At 69.6% G+C, this 18,029-nt stretch carries 12 protein-coding genes and 1 pseudogene; 7 read left to right on the top strand and 6 right to left on the bottom strand.

Annotated elements, in window-relative coordinates:
• The first annotated feature begins 45 nt into the window (after nt 1–45).
• Nucleotides 46–1,470 carry an MFS transporter gene (locus tag ACIBCM_RS18845; protein ID WP_399244578.1) on the top strand — a complete coding sequence of 475 codons (1,425 nt, stop codon included), beginning with the start codon at nt 46–48 and terminating at the stop codon, nt 1,468–1,470.
• A gap of 325 nt (nt 1,471–1,795) precedes the next feature.
• Here the strand turns inward: ACIBCM_RS18845 and ACIBCM_RS18840 are convergent, their stop codons facing one another.
• Nucleotides 1,796–2,098: a hypothetical protein gene (locus ACIBCM_RS18840; RefSeq protein ID WP_399244576.1), complete on the bottom strand. Its 303-nt coding sequence runs from the start codon at nt 2,096–2,098 to the stop codon at nt 1,796–1,798.
• A gap of 298 nt (nt 2,099–2,396) precedes the next feature.
• Nucleotides 2,397–3,320: pseudogene (locus ACIBCM_RS18835) on the bottom strand (hypothetical protein); the annotation flags it as partial.
• A 444-nt stretch (nt 3,321–3,764) separates the two neighbouring features.
• Between ACIBCM_RS18835 and ACIBCM_RS18830 the strand changes: the two are divergent.
• The 4 genes from ACIBCM_RS18830 (at nt 3,765) to ACIBCM_RS18815 (ending at nt 7,173) form a co-directional block, all read left to right on the top strand.
• Nucleotides 3,765–4,994, top strand: coding sequence for a helix-turn-helix domain-containing protein (locus ACIBCM_RS18830; RefSeq protein WP_399244574.1), 1,230 nt, complete (start codon nt 3,765–3,767; stop codon nt 4,992–4,994).
• Nucleotides 4,995–5,314: 320 nt separating this feature from the next.
• Nucleotides 5,315–5,488, top strand: coding sequence for a hypothetical protein (locus ACIBCM_RS18825; RefSeq protein WP_399244572.1), 174 nt, complete (start codon nt 5,315–5,317; stop codon nt 5,486–5,488).
• Between the two features lie 323 nt (nt 5,489–5,811).
• On the top strand, nt 5,812–6,273 hold the full coding sequence (locus ACIBCM_RS18820; protein WP_399244570.1) for a glycine-rich domain-containing protein: 462 nt from the start codon (nt 5,812–5,814) through the stop codon (nt 6,271–6,273).
• 192 nt (nt 6,274–6,465) lie between these two features.
• Nucleotides 6,466–7,173 (top strand): hypothetical protein, encoded by a 708-nt coding sequence (locus ACIBCM_RS18815; protein ID WP_399244568.1) that lies wholly within the window; start codon nt 6,466–6,468, stop codon nt 7,171–7,173.
• Between the two features lie 234 nt (nt 7,174–7,407).
• On the opposite strand, the gene ACIBCM_RS18810 is transcribed toward ACIBCM_RS18815, so the two are convergent.
• Together ACIBCM_RS18810 and ACIBCM_RS18805 are read right to left on the bottom strand one after the other, a co-directional pair.
• Complete coding sequence (locus tag ACIBCM_RS18810; protein ID WP_399244565.1) at nt 7,408–12,681, bottom strand: DUF6923 family protein; 5,274 nt, start codon at nt 12,679–12,681, stop codon at nt 7,408–7,410.
• A gap of 1,137 nt (nt 12,682–13,818) precedes the next feature.
• Nucleotides 13,819–15,105, bottom strand: a complete 1,287-nt coding sequence (locus ACIBCM_RS18805) for a geranylgeranyl reductase family protein (RefSeq protein WP_399244563.1) — start codon at nt 15,103–15,105, stop codon at nt 13,819–13,821.
• 101 nt (nt 15,106–15,206) lie between these two features.
• Here ACIBCM_RS18805 and ACIBCM_RS18800 point away from each other — a divergent pair, with 101 nt between their 5' ends.
• Together ACIBCM_RS18800 and ACIBCM_RS18795 are read left to right on the top strand one after the other, a co-directional pair.
• The gene (locus tag ACIBCM_RS18800) at nt 15,207–15,725 is read left to right on the top strand and encodes a GNAT family N-acetyltransferase (protein WP_399244561.1); all 519 of its coding nucleotides are present in this window, start codon (nt 15,207–15,209) and stop codon (nt 15,723–15,725) included.
• A gap of 40 nt (nt 15,726–15,765) precedes the next feature.
• Nucleotides 15,766–16,242 (top strand): hypothetical protein, encoded by a 477-nt coding sequence (locus tag ACIBCM_RS18795; protein ID WP_399244559.1) that lies wholly within the window; start codon nt 15,766–15,768, stop codon nt 16,240–16,242.
• 202 nt (nt 16,243–16,444) lie between these two features.
• Here ACIBCM_RS18795 and ACIBCM_RS18790 read toward each other — a convergent pair whose 3' ends face one another.
• Both ACIBCM_RS18790 and ACIBCM_RS18785 read right to left on the bottom strand, forming a co-directional pair.
• Nucleotides 16,445–17,143, bottom strand: coding sequence for a demethylmenaquinone methyltransferase (locus ACIBCM_RS18790; protein WP_399244557.1), 699 nt, complete (start codon nt 17,141–17,143; stop codon nt 16,445–16,447).
• A gap of 102 nt (nt 17,144–17,245) precedes the next feature.
• The gene (locus ACIBCM_RS18785; RefSeq protein WP_399244555.1) at nt 17,246–17,905 is read right to left on the bottom strand and encodes a hypothetical protein; all 660 of its coding nucleotides are present in this window, start codon (nt 17,903–17,905) and stop codon (nt 17,246–17,248) included.
• Nucleotides 17,906–18,029 lie beyond the last annotated feature (124 nt).

Raw genomic sequence — 18,029 nt, 5'->3', positions numbered from 1 at the left:
CCCGAACCTGCCCATGCCGACCGCCGCCACGACGGGACGGCCGTCATGACAGCGCCGCCCGCGACGCTCGCCGCCGCCACCGGCCGGCGCGGCCCCGTGCTGGTCGTGCTCTGTCTGGTGCAGTTCATGCTCGTCCTCGACGACACCGTGGTGAACGTGGCCCTGCCGAGCATCCGTGACGAGCTCGGCTTCGGCACCGCGGGCCTGGCCTGGGTCGTCAACGCGTACTTCCTCGCCTTCGGCGGACTGCTGCTGCTCTTCGGCCGGATGGCCGATCTCCTGGGCCGCCGCCGTGTCTTCCTCACCGGCGTGGCGGTGTTCGGCGTGGCCAGCCTCGCCTGCGGGCTCGCCCAGGAGCCCTGGCAGCTCGTGGCCGGGAGGTTCGCCCAGGGCGCGGGCTCGGCCATGGCCAGCCCGGCGGCGCTGTCCCTGATCACGCTGCTGTATCCCGGTACCGAGGAGCGCGCCAAGGCGCTCGGCATCTGGGGCGGGATCGCGGGCCTGGGCGGCACGATGGGCGTGGTGATCTCCGGTGCGCTCACCGACCTCACGTCCTGGCGGTGGATCTTCCTGATCAATCTGCCCGTGGCCGCTCTGGCGCTGGTGCTGCTCCCGCGCCTGGTCGGCGAGAGCCGGTCCCCCCACCGGGCCCGGCTGGACGTACCGGGCGCGGTCCTCGGCACCGGTGCCGTGATCTCGCTCGTCTACGGCCTGCTCCAGGCCGAGGGGACGGGCTGGGGTGACACCGCCGTCGTGGGGCCGCTGATCCTCGCAGCCGTCCTGGCCGTCGCGTTCCTCGTGGTCGAGACACGGACGGCCGAGCCCCTGGTGCCGCTGTCGTTCCTGGCCTCCCGGATCCGCGCGGTCGCCAACGGTACGAGCCTGCTGTTCTCCGCCGCCTTCTACGCGATGGCCTTCCTCCTGATGATCCATCTGCAGACCGTGCTCGGCTACGACCCCCTCAAGACGGGCTTCGCCTATCTGCCCTTCGGCGCCGGGATCCTCGCCGGCATGTGGCTCTCCTCGCGTGCGCTGATCAGGCTCGGTTTGCGCCCCGCACTCGTGCTGGGGCTCCTGATCAGCGCGGCCGGGCTGCTGCTGCTCTCCGGTGTGGCTCCGGGCGACGCCTATGTGTCCGGGGTGCTGCCCGGCATGCTCGTCACCAGCCTCGGATGCGGTCTGAGCCACCCCGCGCTGGCGGTGGCCGCGGTCACGGACACCAATGAGGAGAACGCGGGTCTCGGCTCCGCCTTCCTCACCTCCGTCCAGCAGGTCGGCGGCGCGGTGGGGCTGGCTGTCCTCGTCACCCTGGCCGCGCGCCGCGGAGACGACCCGGCCGGCTCGGCCGATCCGCTGCGGGCCGCGACGGAAGGTTTCTCCTTCGCGCTCACGGTCGCCGCCGGGCTGCTCGTACTCGGCGCTCTCGTCGTCGTGACCCTGCTCGGGCGCGGACGGGCACCTCGCGGCTGACGGGCTTCTTGGGGCGGGTTCCTCGGGGCGGCTGGGCTCCTCGGGCGGCACCTCGGGGCCTGACGGGCTCCTCGCGGCGGCCCGGTTCCTCGCGGCTGAGCGGCCATCGGGCCGCCGGTGCGGTGAGGCGGTGGGGCAGGCTCCGTTCGCCCGGCCCCGGCCCCGGCCCTGGCCCCGCCGACCCGGCGGCGCCGGCCCGCCCCCGGTGGGCTCAAACCCGCGTGGCCCAGGGCCGCGGGGGATCAAGAACCGCGGGCTCAGGACCGCGACCGATCCATCCGGCACCGACAACGGCATCGGCCCCGGCGGCGACGCGCCCGCCCCGTCAGCCGTCCGGGTTCGTCTCCAGACGGGTCAGGTCCATGTCGTCCAGCAGCGCCTCCACCGTACGGCCGCTCGTATCGGCGTCCTTCTCGATCTCGACCGCCGCCCACCCCGTCAGGCTCATCACCAGCACCCGCAGTCCGTCCGTGCCGTACTCCGCCAGGACCTCGTCGGCAGTCCGGAGGGCCTCCTCCGGAATGCGCTCCTCGGGATACAGGCCGACGACTCTTCGGAGCAGGCTGACCGAAATCCGTGAGATGTCCGGGGCGATGGCCCCCAGGCGTCGGTCCTCGGCATCGTCCAAGTGTTCCTCCCGATCCGTTCGGCCACCCTGCTGCGGCGGGGTGTGCAGACGAGACAGTTTCCTGTCACGCCCTGCTCCATGCGAACGGTTTCCCCTTCGTGACAGATGAGGAAGGAGCGTACGGGGAGGCGCCGTTGGGACAAAGTCACCCGAAGGCCCCGCCCTCTCCCCGGGGCCCGGTCAGCTCCGGGGTTCCGGCGCCCCGGTCCCGCTGACCGGAGGTCTCGCCGACCTGCCTGGCGCGCCCGCCCGTGACCGGCGCCGCGGACTCCCCCGTGACCGGCGCGCCGGTGCCCAGCGCCTCGGTGAGCGACGTACGCCACCGCTCGTATCCGGGCGCCAGCCGCCGCAGACCGGCGACCAGTGCCCGGTCGTCCCCGGTCACCAGCGGACCCTGGAGTGCGCCGAGGGCCCGGGCCTGTCCGGCCGCGACTGCGGCGGGCTCCCACAGGCCCAGCCGGGCCAGACCGCGGGCCGCGTCGTTCAGCCGGCGGGCCCCGACCCGGATCGCGAAGTCGCCCAGCAGTTCCCGGGCATCCGGGTCGAGCCCCCGGGAGACCAGCGCGGCGAGGCCCTCGACCGCGGCGGCTCCGCCGAGCGTGCCGGGCGGCACCGGGAGGTCCTGGCGGCCGGACAACCACCGGACGGCCTCCGGAAGGGAGCGCCGCAGGGCCTCGGTCTCGGTGACCTTCTCCTCCCGGACGAAGTCGGTCCGCATCACGTACGGCGTGTCCGTGTACGTCACCGAGTCCGCCCGCCACGCCTCCAGGAAGGCGGCGACCGGAAGCGTCGCGTACGGATGCCCCTCCGGATCGTGCAGCAGCACGGTGTCACCCTCGACCGCGAGCACCGCCACATAGTGGTCACCGCCCCCGGGCCCCGGAGTGCCGGGCCGGTAGAGCAGCAGCCCCAGATCCACCGGCCCGACCAGAACGGGCCCCCGCGCCGCCGCCGTCCGCAGCCGGGCCAGGGCCTCATCGGGCGTACCACCGGCCGCGCGGGTACAGCGGAAACCGAGCAGTCCGGCGGCGGCGTCCAGTCCCAGCTCCGGATCCCAGCCGTACGGATCGAACATCGGCAGCGCCCCGCCGATCAGCTGGACTCCGTACGGCGAGCCGGTCAGCACCTCGACGACGACGGGCGCGGGCGCGTCGGGCCCGAGGACCATCACCAGGGAATTGGCGTAGCAGTAGGGGCCGGATCCGGTGTACGGGGTGGCCATGGCGGACCTTCTCTCGGTGCGATGGGTCGGGGCGGCCAGTCCACGACCTCACACGGTGTGAAGGTCAAGCACGGCGTGTCGGGAGGCCACCGGGCCGGGAGAGGTCCGGGCCGAGCGATGGCGCACTCGCCTTGCTTGCCCAGCGGAGCGACCAAACCGAAGTGCACCTCGACGAACTCGAAGGCCGCTTCGACGAACTCGAAAACCGGCGGTGGCCCCTGCCGGCCTCTGGCGCCCTGATCGACCTCACTGGGGTTGTCCCGGCCGCGGTCCGCCCAACTCAGATGGAGGCAGTCACCACACCAGGTGACCCACTCACGCACCCCGTACGGCCACACGCGGAAGCACCGGGAGGCGTTCCGTCGTTCTGCCGCCGTAGAGGACGCTCACGGTGCCTCATGGGTACCGTTCGTGAAAGAGCCCGAACGGATGGAGCCCTCGCGCATGCTGGAAGAAACAGAGGAAATCGGCCGGCGTGTTCGGCGCGCGCGCTTGCGCCTGGGCATGCCACAGGCGGACCTAGCCGCCGCCCTGGGGAAGTCTCAGGGGTGGGTGTCCAAGATGGAACGCGGACAAATCGAGATCGACCGCGTCGGCCTGCTCAGCACCATCGCGGCTGAGCTGCACGTTCATCCCAACGACCTGATCGGGCGCCCGTACACCAGCAGCCCGGCTGACAACCAGTGGCAAGTCGCCGCCGCGTCCATCTTGCGTGAACTACGCCGCTACGACCTCACGCCGGTATTCGAGGGCACCCCCCGGCTATCCAGCGGACTATGGCGCGACATGACCAGGCTGCACCGCCTACGAGACGCCGCCGCCTACGTGGCCATTCTGCGTGTGCTGCCGGACCTGCTGCGCGAGGCCCGAGCCCTCGCCGAGGTCTCCAGCGGCCACGAACGCGAAGAGGCATACGCCACCTACGCCGTCGCCTGCAAGTTCGCCCACACGGCCGCCCATGCCCTCGGGCACGCCGAACTGATCACCATGGCCGCAGAGCGCGCGGCATGGTCCGCCCGCCTGTCCGGTGACCCCGTCATGCCTGCACTCGCCGATTGGATGCGCATTTGGGACATGTGGGCAACCGCCGACTGGAACGACTCCTTGTCTCTGTCCGACAAAGCCCTGGGCAGCATCCAAGACGACTATGACCACGGCGACCCCCTTGCCATCCGGATGTGGGGATCTCTGCAGCTGCGCGCTGCGGTGTCGGCCGCCCGCGCGGGACGACCATCGGAGTCCGAGGACCGCATCGTGCGCGCCCGCGCCGCCGCCGAGCGCATGACCAACCATCAGGGCCCGCCGGTCTACGATCGGCATTCAGTGACGTTCTCACCGGGCAATGTGCAGATTCACGCAATCAGCGTCGCGTTGGAATGCGGCGACCAGACACGAGCGCTCGCAGTAAACCGTCGTACGAGTCCCGAACTGGTCGCCGCCCTGCCCAACTCCCGGCAAGGACACCATCGCATGGACCTCGCCCGGGCCTGGCTGTGGCACGGAAACCGCGACAAGGCACTCGCCGAACTGGAGACCGCTGAGCGCATCGCCCCTCAGCTGGTGCGCAACCACCCCATGGCCCGTTCTACCCTGCGGAGTATCGTCCACGCCGAACGGTCCGCAACCCGCGAAAAGCTGCGCCGCATGTCAGACCGGTTCCACCTCGACGGATGAGGGTCGTATTCCTCTGATTCATATTCGGCCCCTTGCGCACTCTTAGCGTCAGGGGCATGACTCGACGAGGAAACCCCCATCTCCCTACACAGGGCGGCGAGTTAGGGACCGCCGCTCCATTCTGTCCCCGACTCGGCGACCTTGTTCGGGACACCACCAAGGGCGCGATCGGCGTCGTCGTGGCTCTGCCCGGCGATGGCAGACGGACTTACGGCCTCGTGCTGCCGGGGGGCGGCGGCGAATGGTCCGCTCCACAGGACGGAACAACCCTGCGCCCTGTCCCCTCTCAGGTCACACACATCACTCCGCAGAAGCAAGACATGATGTACGACCAGCGCGCGAAGCAGGGCGGGCTACCTGTCACCGTCCACTACGAAGACGGCGAGACCAGCGAATCCCTGCTCGTGCTCGATCCAGCGCAACTGGTGCTGTACGCCGACCAGGTTGGGCACCTCCGCGAACTGAGCGACGCGTCACGCAAGGGCAAGCTGTGAGCGCCCGCCACGCGTCCACTCGCATGCGGCGCTTCTCCGATCCTGTCGGGTTCTTCCTCAGCCTGCTCTGGGCCACCGGCACAGCGACCGGTTTCACCTGTATCGGGATGCTCGTCGGCACTGGCCTCGACGGCCCGCAAGCCGATGGCCCGGCACTGACCGTCCCCGACGCCGCCCCGGAAGCGGCATAAGGCTCCGCCCGCCCGGACGCTCCGTGCGCCCTCAGGTCGGGAACTCCACCGCGGCTGAGGCCGTCAACCGGGGCCGCCGCGGTGCCCACCACCGCGTCCGAAGTACCACCCAAACACAAGGAGGCACAGAACGTGACCACCGCACAGAAGCGCACCGCGATCGACGCACGGACGCTGATCAACGCGGGACTGCGCGAGACTTTGGTCGACAACATGCGCGCCAAGTTCTCGCAGCTGACCGAGGAGAGGGCCGACCGCGGCGTCGGTCAGATGCTCGCCTTCCTCGCAGCGTGCGCCTACAGCGAGAAGCCGCTCAGTCCCTCGCCGCTGGTGGACGACTTCTGGCACGCCTTCCTGCTCCACACCAAGGCGTACCGGGACTTCTGCGACGAGCACTTCAGCCGGTTCCTCGACCACCAGCCTGGCTATCTCGACACTGAGGAGCACGGCGGCGGCAAGGAGCTACGCGCCCGTACCGTCGACGCGATCACCTGCGCCGGGTACGAGATCGACATGGAGTTCTGGCCCGAACTCGACCTTGTGCAGTGCTCACAGTGCCACGCGAACTGCTCGGACAGCCCGAACCATCCCTGACGGTTCCCCTGTCGGCCCTCGGTCTGTGCCACGCTGTGGCCGGGCCGAGCGCCGGTTCCAGTCTCGTTCGACCAATTCAGGAGCAGGCGGGTGGACCGCATCGGATGGCACGACCTACCAGCGGCGGCCCGGAGCGCTGTCGAGAGACACACGGGCCCTGTCGAAGCCGCTAGGACCGCACCGCACGGTGTCATGTCCCGACTCGCCTGCACCATCCACGCACGGGGCGGACGGGCGTTCGTCAAGGGCACACCCCTGAACGACCCTCAAGCGTGGGTGTACCGCCATGAGGTGCAGGTCACACGACTGGCGCCGCACGCACCCCATGTGCTGTGGGAGGTCGATGCCGGCGGATGGCTGCTCTGCGGGTACGAGTTCATCGAGGGATTCCACCCGCAACTTACTCCTGGCTCCGGGGATATCGGTCCCCTCGTACGCACGCTCACCATCATGTCCGAGGTGCACTGGCCCGAGGCTCTGCGCAAGAAGCCGCTCCACACGCGGTGGGCGGAGTTTCTGCCGACGCATGTGCCGTCCGGCTTCCAGGGCCAAGGGCTCGCCCACACGGATGTGTCTCTGCACAACATGCTCATGACCTCCGCAGATGAGCTGCTGCTACTGGACTGGGCCCTGGCCTGTCCTGCTCCGTCCTGGGCAGATGCTGCCCTCACCGTCCCCCGGCTGATCTCCGCCGGGCACACACCGGAACAGGCCGAGAAGATCGCCCGGCAGGTTCCCGCGTACCGCGACGCCGACTCCGACACCGTCACGGCCTTCGCAAGAACCGTCTACGCAGCGTGGGAGAACTGGGAACGGACTCGCCCGCTTCCACACCGGGCCGCCCTCACTGCCGCCGCCCGGGAGTGGGCTGCCCATCGCCGGAGCGTGCCGTTTCCCTAGAGGGCGCCCTCCTCGACAGTCCGTAGCCCTGTCACTTGAAGCTAGTGTCCAGGCCATGCGGTCCGAACCGTCCGGATGGGTGCTCACAACCGTGGTGACACCGTCCCCGCGGCAGTCGTCACCGGACGCTCACGCCTTGGGCATCACCTTGGAGAACCGAGATTGCCCCTGAACATGAGTGAGCGGGTGCTCATGGCCGGCTGCCATGAGCACCCGCTCAGGGGTTATGGGGTGTTAGTGGTGACGGCGCTGGCGCTTGCTGAAGCCGAAGGCGAGGCCGCCCACGAGCAGCAGTCCCGCGGCGATGGAGGCCACGACGATCGCGGTCGTGCCGGTCTTGGAGAGCACGCCGGTGGGTGCCGGCTTGGGGGTCCCCGGCTGGTCGGTGTGGACCGGGGTGGTGGGGGTTCCGGGAGTCCCGGGTGTGACCTTGACCGTGGCGGTGGCCTCGGGGGAGGTGATGTTGCCGCCGCCCGCCTTGCCGGTGGCGGTCGCGGTGTTCACGACCTTTCCGCGCCTGACCTCCTCAGCGGTGATGGTGTGCGGCTTGGCGCTGCACTTCATCGTCTCGCCGGGCTTCAGGCTGGTCTTCGGGCAGGTCACCGCACCGGCGGTGGGGTCGACCACCTTGATGTCGGTGACGGTCAGCGGACCCTCGTTGGCGACGGTGAACTTCCAGTCGATACGGTCACCCGCGTCGGTCCGGCCGTTCTTGTTGGCGTCCGTCACCTCGGCGCCCTTGGTGAGACCGATCCTGCCCTTGCCGTCGGAGGGCAGGGTCACGGTGGACGGCGGAGAGACCGGCGGCGGACCAGACGGAGGAGTGCCGGTACCGGTCGCGGTGTTCTTGATCGAACCCTTGTCGACGTCCGCCTGCGTCACCTTGTAGGTGGCGGTGCAGGTGACCGACGCACTCGGTGCCAAGGACTTGGCACCACTCGGGCAGGTCACCGGGGTCAGCTTGCCGCTACCGGTGAACTCGCCCTCGTCGACCTTCACATCCTTCAGCGTGACGTTACCGGTATTGGTGACCAGGAAGCTGTACGTGATCTCCTCACCGGTCACCAGCTTGCCGGGCTTCTCCGCCTTGCCCGTCTTGACCACGGTCAGCGCGGGCTCCGGAGTCCCCGGAACCTCCACCTCACTCGGAGGCGAAACCGGCGGCGGACCGGACGGAGGAGTACCGGTCGCGGTCGCGGAGTTCTTGATCGAACCCGCATCGACATCGGCCTGCGTTACCTTGTACGTCGCCGCACAGGTCACCGACGCCCCCGGAGCCAGAGAAGCAGCGCCGGCCGGGCAGGTCACCGGGCTCAGCTCACCACTACCGGTGAACTCACCCTCTTCAACCTTCACATCCTTCAACGTGACGTTACCGGTATTGGTGACCAGGAAGCTGTACGTGATCTCCTCACCGGTCACCAGCTTGCCGGGCTTCTCCGCCTTGCCCGTCTTGACCACGGTCAGCGCAGGCTCCGAGGCCCCCGGAACCTCCACCTCACTCGGAGGCGAGACCGGCGGCTCACCCCGAGGCGGGGTACCCGTGCTGGTCGCCGTGTTCTTGATCGAACCCTTGTCGACATCCGCCTGCGTCACCTTGTACGTCGCCGCACAGGTCACCGACGCACCCGGAGCCATGGACTTGGCACCCGCCGGACAGACCGCCGGGCTGAGCTCGCCGGACCCGGTGAACTCGCCCTCGTCGACCTTCACATCCTTCAAGGTCACATTGCCGGTGTTGGTGACCACGAACCTGTACGTGATCTCCTCACCAGCGACCAGCTTGTCGGTGGACGAAGACTTCACCACTTTCAGACCGGGCTTGTCCTCGGTGGTCACCGTGGTCTCCGCCGGAGGCGAGACCGGCGGCGGACCAGACGGAGGAGTACCCGTCGAGGTGGCGGTGTTCTTCACCGACCCCTTGTCGACATCCGCCTGCGTAACCTTGTAGGTGGCCGTACAGATGACCGAAGCACCGGGAGCCATGGACTTGGCACCAGCCGGACAGGTCACCGGGCTCAGCTCACCACTACCGGTGAACTCACCCTCCTCAACCTTCACATCCTTCAAGGTCACATTGCCGGTATTGGTGACCACGAACCTGTACGTGATCTCCTCACCGGCCACCAGCTTGTCGGTGGAGGCGGACTTGGTCACCGTCAGCGCCGGGTCCGACACCGACGGAACCGTCACCTCGGACGGAGGCGAAACCGGAGGCGGACCCGACGGAGGCGTACCCGTCGACGTCGCCGAGTTGGTGATCTCACCGGCATCCACATCAGCCTGGGTGACCGTGTAGGTGGCGGTGCAGGTGACCGAGGCGCCCGGAGCCAGAGAAGCAGCGCCGGCCGGGCAGGTCACCGGGCTCAGCTCACCACTACCGGTGAACTCACCCTCCTCAACCTTCACATCCTTCAACGGCACATTGCCCGTGTTGGTGACCACGAAGCTGTACGTGATCTCCTCACCCAGAACCAGTTCGCCCGACTCGCTGGTGGTCGCGGACTTCACGACCTTCAGCGCGGGCTCGGGCGTCCCCGGAACCTCCGCCTCGCTGGGAGGCGAGACCGGCGGCGGACCGGACGGAGGAGTACCGGTCGCGGTCGCGGTGTTCTTGATCGAACCCGCGTCGACATCGGCCTGCGTCACCGTGTACGTCGCCGTGCACGTGAAGGAAGCCCCCGGAGCCATAGACGCGGCACCAGCCGGGCACGTCACCGGGCTCAGCTCACCACTACCGCTGAACTCACCCTCCTCAACCTTCACATCCTTCAACGTCACATTGCCGGTGTTGGTGACCAGGAAGCTGTAGTCGATCTCCTCGCCTACGACCAGCTTGTCCTTCTCGCTGCTGGTGGCGGACTTGACGACGGAGATACCGGGCTTGTCGTCCGCGTTCACCGTGGTCCCGGACGGAGGTGAGACCGGCGGCTCACCACGGGGCGGGGTGCCGGTGCTCGTGGCCGTGTTCTTCACCGAACCCTTGTCGATGTCGGCCTGCGTCACCGTGTACGTAGCCGTACACGTCACCGACGCACCCGGAGCCATAGACGCGGCACCGGCCGGGCAGGTCACCGGGCTCAGCTCACCACTACCGCTGAACTCACCCTCCTCAACCTTCACATCCCTCAGCGTGACGTTACCGGTGTTGGTGACCACGAACTCGTACGTGATCTCGTCACCGACCGCCATCTTGTCGGTGGACGAGGACTTCACCACCTTCAGACCCGGCTTGTCGTCCGTGGTCACCGTGGTCTCCGCCGGAGGCGAGACCGGCGGCGGACCAGACGGAGGAGTACCCGTCGAAGTGGCGGTGTTCTTCACCGACCCCTTGTCGACATCCGCCTGCGTCACCGTGTACGTAGCCGTACAGGTCACCGACGCACCCGGGAGCATGGAGGCAGCGCCGGCCGGACAGGTCACCGGGCTCAGCTCACCACTACCGGTGAACTCACCCTCCTCAACCTTCACATCCTTCAGCGTCACATTGCCGGTATTGGTGACCACGAACCTGTACGTGATCTCCTCACCGGCCACCAGCTTGTCGGTGGAGGCGGACTTGGTCACCGTCAGCGCCGGGTCCGACACCGACGGAACCGTCACCTCGGACGGAGGCGAAACCGGCGGCGGACCCGACGGAGGAGTACCCGTCGACGTCGCCGAGTTGGTGATCTCACCGGCATCCACATCAGCCTGCGTCACCGTGTACGTAGCCGTACAGGTCACCGAAGCACCCGACGCCAGAGAAGCAGCACCAGCCGGACAGGTCACCGGGCTCAGCTCACCACTACCGGTGAACTCACCCTCCTCAACCTTCACATCCTTCAGCGTCACATTGCCCGTGTTGGTGACCACGAAGCTGTACGTGATCTCCTCACCCAGAACCAATTCATCAGGCTCGCTGGTGGTCGCGGACTTCACGACCTTCAGGGACGGGTCGGAGCCGACGCCGACCGTAGCCGTGTCCGGCTCCGAAACAGTCGGAGTGGTCTCACCGGGCGGGGTCCCCTGCCCGGTCGCGGTGTTCTCGATGGAACCCGCGTCCAGGTCCGCCTGGGTGACCGTGTAGGCGGCGGTGCAGGTCAGCGACCCACCCACGGCCAGCGGACCCGCCGGGCACTGAACGGTCGGCGACGGGCTGCCCGAGAAGTCGGTCTCGTTGACACCCGGGTTCGTCAGCGCGACGTTACCGGTGTTGGTCAGCTTGAACGAGTACGTAACCCGCTCACCGACGGCGTTCACCGTGGTCGGATCGGCCGTCTTCTCCAGGGTCAGGCCCGGCTGCCCGGGGCAGATCTCCGCCTCGGACTGGTTGTTCTCCGAAACCGGGTCCTCTTCATTGGCCAGAACCGAGGCGGCGTTGGTGACACACCCCGTCATCGTGGCCGGGCTGTTCGCCGTGATGGTGATCGTGTTCTCGGCACCCGCCAGCGTACGTCCGCCGACACAGGTCACCGTGTTGCCCGACACCGTACAACCCGGCGTCGAACTCGCCACGTTGGTCAGCGGCGCCGGAACGGTGTCCTTCACCGTGTATCCACTGGAGTTGCCAGGACCGTTGTTCTTCACCTTCAGCGTGTACGTCACCGGCGAACCCGGCTTGATGAACTCAGGCGCGTCCTTCACGACCGACAGATCGGTCGGCAGACCGGACGAGGCCGCGCCGTCGTTGTTGCTGCTCGCCGGGCCGGGCGAGGTCGAGACCGCGGCGAAGACCGGGTTCGCCGACCCAGGGTTCGTGATCTTGACCTGGGTCACCAGACCGGTGTCGTTGTTGGACAGCCCGATGTTGCCGTTGCCGAACGTCCAGGCCGCCCCGTACGCGGTGCTGGGGCCCAGGAACGGCGCCGGGAAGGTGGTGACCGTCTTGGTCGCGCCGAGGATGTTGACGCGCACGATCCGACCGTCGCCGTTGGTGGCGCCCCAGAGGTAGCCGTCGGCGAAGGTGAAGTCGCTGGCGTTGGGGATGGCGGACAGCGTCAGAGTCGTGAACTGACCGTTCGCGGGATTGATCCGGTAGACCGTGGCGGAGGTCGCCGTCCCGACGTAGAGAAAGCCGTCGGACGCGAAGGCGCCCCAGGTCATGCGTGACGGCACGATGGACGTGCCCACCCGGGTGACGGTGCCGCCCTGGCCGATCCGGACCACCGAACCGATCGGAATGGCGGCGTTCCCTTCGAAGGCGACGCCGTACAGATAGTTGTCCGCCGTGTTGTAGCTGATGGCGTTATAGGTGATGGCGGCCACCGCACCTTCCGGTTGGAAGGTGACACTGCCGGAGGCATCTGTGATCGCCTTGTAGAGGCGAGTCGGAATCTCCTGCGCGACGAAGACCGTCGGATCGGCCGGATCGAACGCGTCACCGGGCGCCGCGTACGACTGCGGTGCGGTGACGATCGGAGACACAAAGGCGCTGGTCACGATCAGCAAGGCCGTGAACAGCAACCCGATGAGCGAGCGGCGTGGCCGCCCTCTCTGCCGCCTGGTGCGGCGAACCATCATGGTCATTCAGTACCTTCCGGATTCTGCTGTGGCACACCGCGATGGGGTACCGGGTCCCGTGGGGTCCTCTTCTGACAAGGCGTTCGGCCGTCCCGGCCCGGGTCCGCGCCGACGGAGGTCGGCGGCGGACCGGGAATTCACGGACGGGGTGACCTGTAGGAACGCCGTACTGTTCGCTGCCCGCCGGGATCACGGCGGCGCGGTACGAGCGGGCGCCGGCCACAGCGGTCCGGGCTCCTCAGCCCAGTGGACCGGGCCGGCACGCCGGGAACGGGACAGAAACGGGTACGGCGAAGACCCGCACCCGGATCGACCACAGCGGTTCGCGACCGCCACCCCCACCAGCCCATCCCGCGTTCTCCCCTCCAGCGGTGGTCCGGCACGCGCCCGCACAAACCCCGCACGCGCGCACCGGAGCCAGCCAAAAGAACACCTGCCCCTGACGGGTGAGTAAAGCACCCATAAGCGTCAATTCCGGGCATATAAGTAACTCCAGCGCCCGGTGTCGTCGGACGGACGACCGAACGGGAGAGGTCGGCCCGAGCCCGCTGACCTGCACACTCGACGCTGGTGACCGGGGAGTTGACGGAGGGTGGGAAGGCGGTTCCCTCCGGGCGTTTCCAGCACGGGAGATCGGCTCGCCGCGTGTCGCGGACACACAGGACAAGGCCGCGCATCGGGTACGGGTGGCGGCGGCCTGTCCCCCGTACGGCGTCAGGCGCGCATGGCCGCCGACGGCGTACGTGACTTCACTTCGGTGCGCCCGGAGGCGAGGCGGCCGGCCGGACGCGCACGCCCGGGAGCAGGGGGGTGGGCGAGGCACCGGGCGGCGTTCAGGGGCGCGCGGGCGCCGATTCGGTACGGGCCCGGGGTCGACCGCTCGCTCCCGGGGTCGACCGTCCACGTGGGGTCGACCGCCCGCCCCGGGGCACGTCCGGCGGGGGCGTCGGGCGGGGGCGTCCGGCGAGGGCGCGGGTCCTACGGGACCGGCCAGCCCGGGGCCGGCATCCGCCCGGCGCGGATCCGGCCCGGGGAACATCCGGCCGGAGGCTCCCCGGCCAGGGCGAGTCGGGCCCGCACTGCCCGACGGGGCCGCCCGCGGGATCGGACGCGCCCCGACGGGCCGGTCAGACAGTCAGGCGGTCACGCCTTGGGCGCCACCTTGGAGAGCCCGTTGATGATCCGGTCCATCGCGTCGCCGCCCGTCGGGTCCGTCAGATTCGCCAGCATCTTCAGCGTGAAGCGCATGAGCATCGGGTGGGTCAGACCGCGCTGGGTGGCGATCTTCATGACCTTCGGGTTGCCGATCAGCTTCACGAACGCGCGGCCGAGCGTGTAGTAACCGCCGTAGGTGTCCTTGAGGACCCTCGGGTAGCGGTGGAGGGCGAGTTCGCGCTGTGCCGGGGTCGCGCGGGCGTACGCCTGCACGATCACCTCGGCCGCGATCTGGGCCGACTCCATGGCGTACGCGATGCCCTCGCCGTTGAACGGGTTCACCAGCCCGCCCGCGTCACCCACCAGCATCAGACCGCGGGTGTAGTGCGGCTGGCGGTTGAACGCCATCGGGAGGGCGGCGCCGCGGATCGGGCCGGTCATGTTCTCGTCGGTGTAGCCCCAGTCCTCGGGCATCGAGGCGCACCACGCCTTGAGGACCTCGCGCCAGTCCAGCTCCTTGAAGGAGGCGGAGGTGTTCAGCACGCCCAGGCCGACGTTGGACGTGCCGTCGCCCATGCCGAAGATCCAGCCGTAGCCGGGGAGCAGCCGGTCCTCGCCGGGGCCGCGGCGGTCCCACAGCTCCAGCCAGGACTCCAGATAGTCGTCGTCGTGGCGGGGGGAGGTGAAGTACGTCCGTACGGCCACGCCCATCGGACGGTCCTCACGGCGGTGCAGGCCCATCGCGAGCGAGATACGCGAGGAGTTGCCGTCGGCGGCGACCACGAGCGGCGCGTGGAAGGTGACCGGGGTCTTCTCCTCGCCGAGCCTGGCCTCCACGCCCGTGATCCGGCGGGTCCGCTCGTCGATGACCGGCGCGCCCACATTGCAGCGCTCGTACAGCCGGGCCCCCGCCTTCTGCGCCTGCCGGGCGAGCTGCTCGTCGAAGTCGTCGCGCTTGCGGACGAGTCCGTAGTCCGGGTACGAGGCGAGTTCCGGCCAGTCGAGCTGGAGCCGTACTCCGCCGCCGATGATCCGCAGACCCTTGTTCCGGAGCCAGCCGGCCTCTTCGGAGATGTCGATGCCCATGGCGACGAGCTGCTTGGTCGCGCGGGGCGTGAGGCCGTCGCCGCAGACCTTCTCTCGCGGAAACGCCGTCTTCTCCAGCAGCAGGACGTCGAGTCCGGCCTTGGCGAGGTAGTACGCGGTCGTGGAGCCGGCCGGGCCTGCCCCGACGACGATCACATCCGCGGTGTGTTCGGAGAGGGGCTCGGTCACGGCGGTTCTCCCGACGGCTCGAAGATGGGGCGTGCTGAACGGCACGGGACAAGGGCAGTCTAGGGGGACGTAACGATCAGCCGACTGAAGGGCTCCCTCTTATGAGCAGGCTCCTGCCCGCCGTACAGCTCCGTGTGCCCACCGACGAGGACGCCTTCGCCTGGCACCGGGTGTTCGACGACCCGGAGGTGATGGAGTTCCACGGCGGGCGCGGGGCCGAGCTGTCGGTGTACGAGGAACTGACCGCGCGCCAGCGCCGGCACGACGCCGAACGCGGCTTCTGTCTGTGGACGGTTCTCGACGAGCGGGGCCGGGTCGTCGGCTTCACGGGCGCGCAGCCCTGGCCGCACGAGGATTTCGGTCCGTACGGCGAGATCGAGATCGGCTGGCGGCTGGCCCGGTCCGCCTGGGGTAAGGGGTATGCGACGGCGGCGGCGAGGCTGACGCTGGACCGGGTGCGGGCGGCGGGAGTCGGGCGGGTGGTGGCCATGGTCGACGCCGGGAACGAGCGCTCCCTCGCGGTGGCCGCCCGGCTGGGGATGGAGCGGACCCAGGTGTTCCGGGTGCCGGACTCGGAACGCGAGGGGTACTGCTTCAGCCTGGAACTGGGCACGGTCTGAGGACGGTGCTGCACTTGGGGGACCTCGGGGTGAGGTGCGTATGGAGTGGATAACGCTGGCGGCGGCGGTCGTCGGTGCGGTGATCGCGACCGCCTCCGCGACGCTGCTGGAGCGCACGCGCTGGCAACGTGAACGGCAGGCGCGGTCCGCCGAGATACGGCGGCAGCTGTACGGGGAGTACCTGGCGGCCCTGGCGAGTTCCCGGAACGCCTTCCGGAGCCTCGGGCGGAACCGGGAGCTGCCCCTCGCGGAGCGGGCGGCGGCGGCCCGGGAGGCGTTCGAACCCTGCTACGCGCTGCGCTATCAGATGTCGATCACGGCCTCGCCGCCGGTCCACGAGGCGTCGGAGGCGGCCTTCCGGCGGCTGAGGCACGTACGCAACATCACCGCCGAAGGCGTGGTCTCGGGGGACGACGGCTACGAGAGCGGACGGGCCGCGTACGAGAGCGCGCTCACCGGGCTGCGGGCCGCGATGCGCAAGGATCTCGGGACGGACGGCGCGGACGGGGCGGAATGACCCGCTCCGGCCCGCGCCCGGCTCCACGGATCTCCGGCCCCGGCTCTCCGGGCTCAGGCCACCGGCTTCGTACCCCGCCCCGGCTCTCTGTGGCCGCCCGGGCTCGGGCACCGGCCTCGTCCGTGGCCGCCCGGGCTCGGGCACCGGCCCCGCACGGGTCCTCCGGGCCCAGGCCCCGTACTCCCGCCCCGGCCCTCCGGGCTCAGGCCACCGGCTTCGTTCCCCGGTGCAGCGCCACCACACCGCCCGTCAGATTCCGCCACGCCACCTTCGACCAGCCCGCTTTCTGGAGCTTCGCCGCCAGCGCGGGCTGGTCAGGCCAGGACTGGATGGACTCGGCCAGATAGACGTACGCGTCCGGGTTGGAGCAGACCGAGCGCGCCAGCGGCGGCAGCGCCCGCATCAGATACTCCTCGTACACCGTGCGGAACGGCGTCCAGGTGGGGTGGGAGAACTCGCAGATCACCACCCGGCCGCCGGGCCTGGTCACCCGGAGCAGCTCACGGAGCGCCTGGTCCGTGTCCTGCACATTGCGCAGGCCGAAGGAGATGGTGACCGCGTCGAAGACCCCGTCGCGGAAGGGGAGCCGGGTGGCGTCGCCGGCGGTCAGCGGCAGCCAGGGATGGCGCTTCTTGCCCTCGTGGAGCATGCCCAGGGAGAAGTCGCAGGGGACGGTATAGGCACCGGTCTCGGTGAACGGGAGCGAGGACGTGCCCGTTCCGGCCGCCAGGTCGAGGACCTTCTGCCCCGGACGGGCGTCGACCGCCTTTGCGACCTGCTTGCGCCATCTGCGGTCCTGGCCCAGCGAGATCACGTCATTGGTGAGGTCGTAGTTCTTCGCCACCTTGTCGAACATGGAGGCGACTTCATGCGGCTGCTTGTCCAGGGAGGCTCGGTTCACCCGGCCCATTGTGCCGCCTGGGCCGGGCGGGGTGCCGGGCAGGGGACCCGGGCTCGCCTCGGGTGGACCGGTCCGGTACGCGCTGCCGCGCCCGGCCGTGCCTCAGCGCCGGCGGTGGACCAGCCGTCCGGCGAGCACGGTGACGACGCAGGTCGCGGCGCCCCGTGCGGCGAGGTCCTCTTCGTCCGCGACGCCGAAGACGGCGAAGTCGGCCCGGCCGCCCTCCACCGTCAGGGGCGTCAGGGGCATGAGGGGCGTCAGGAAGGCATCGGCCGGGGAGCGTCCGGCGAGCGGGTCCAGCGAGGGCGGACCGGACGGTTCGGCCGGGCGCGGCAGCACCGTCAGGCCCGCGCGGATGAGCGCGTCCACGACAGCGGGCCGCCGGGGAGTCCCGTCGACGGCGACCGTGCCGTGGGCCAGCATCCGCTGGATGCCCCGGCGGGCGCTCGCGCCCCACCGCACCTCGTCGGGGGCCAGGGCGGCGAGCGCGTCCCCGGTCAGCGGCTCGGTGCCGAGTTCGGCGGCCTCGCGCGGGTCGGGGTGGTACATCCGCTCCAGCAGCTCGGGGCCATGGGGGTTGAGCAGGCCCGGGGTGATGACGCCGGGCCAGCGGCGGATCCGGGCCGCCGGGCGGTCGGCGGCCAGCCGCTCGTACGGGCCGACGGCCTCGATCTCACGGCCCCGGACGGCGACGGCCCCGTCCCGGAGCGGGGGCAGCCCGCCGCCGGGGAGCAGCAGCGGGGCCGTGTGGATCGTGAGCAAGCCGTTCCGTCCGGGGTCGGTGGAAGTGCGGGAGCGTCAACCGGTGACCGGTGGCCGGTGATCAGGAGCCTCAGCCGGTTGTTCAGAAGCCTCAGCCGGTGTTCAGAAGCCTGACCGGGCGATC

The sequence above is a fragment of the Streptomyces sp. NPDC051018 genome (genome assembly GCF_044456085.1).
Taxonomy (GTDB): Bacteria; Actinomycetota; Actinomycetes; order Streptomycetales; family Streptomycetaceae; genus Streptomyces.
Note: the sequence above shows the minus strand (reverse complement) of the source record. Positions and strands in the feature narration are given on the sequence as shown.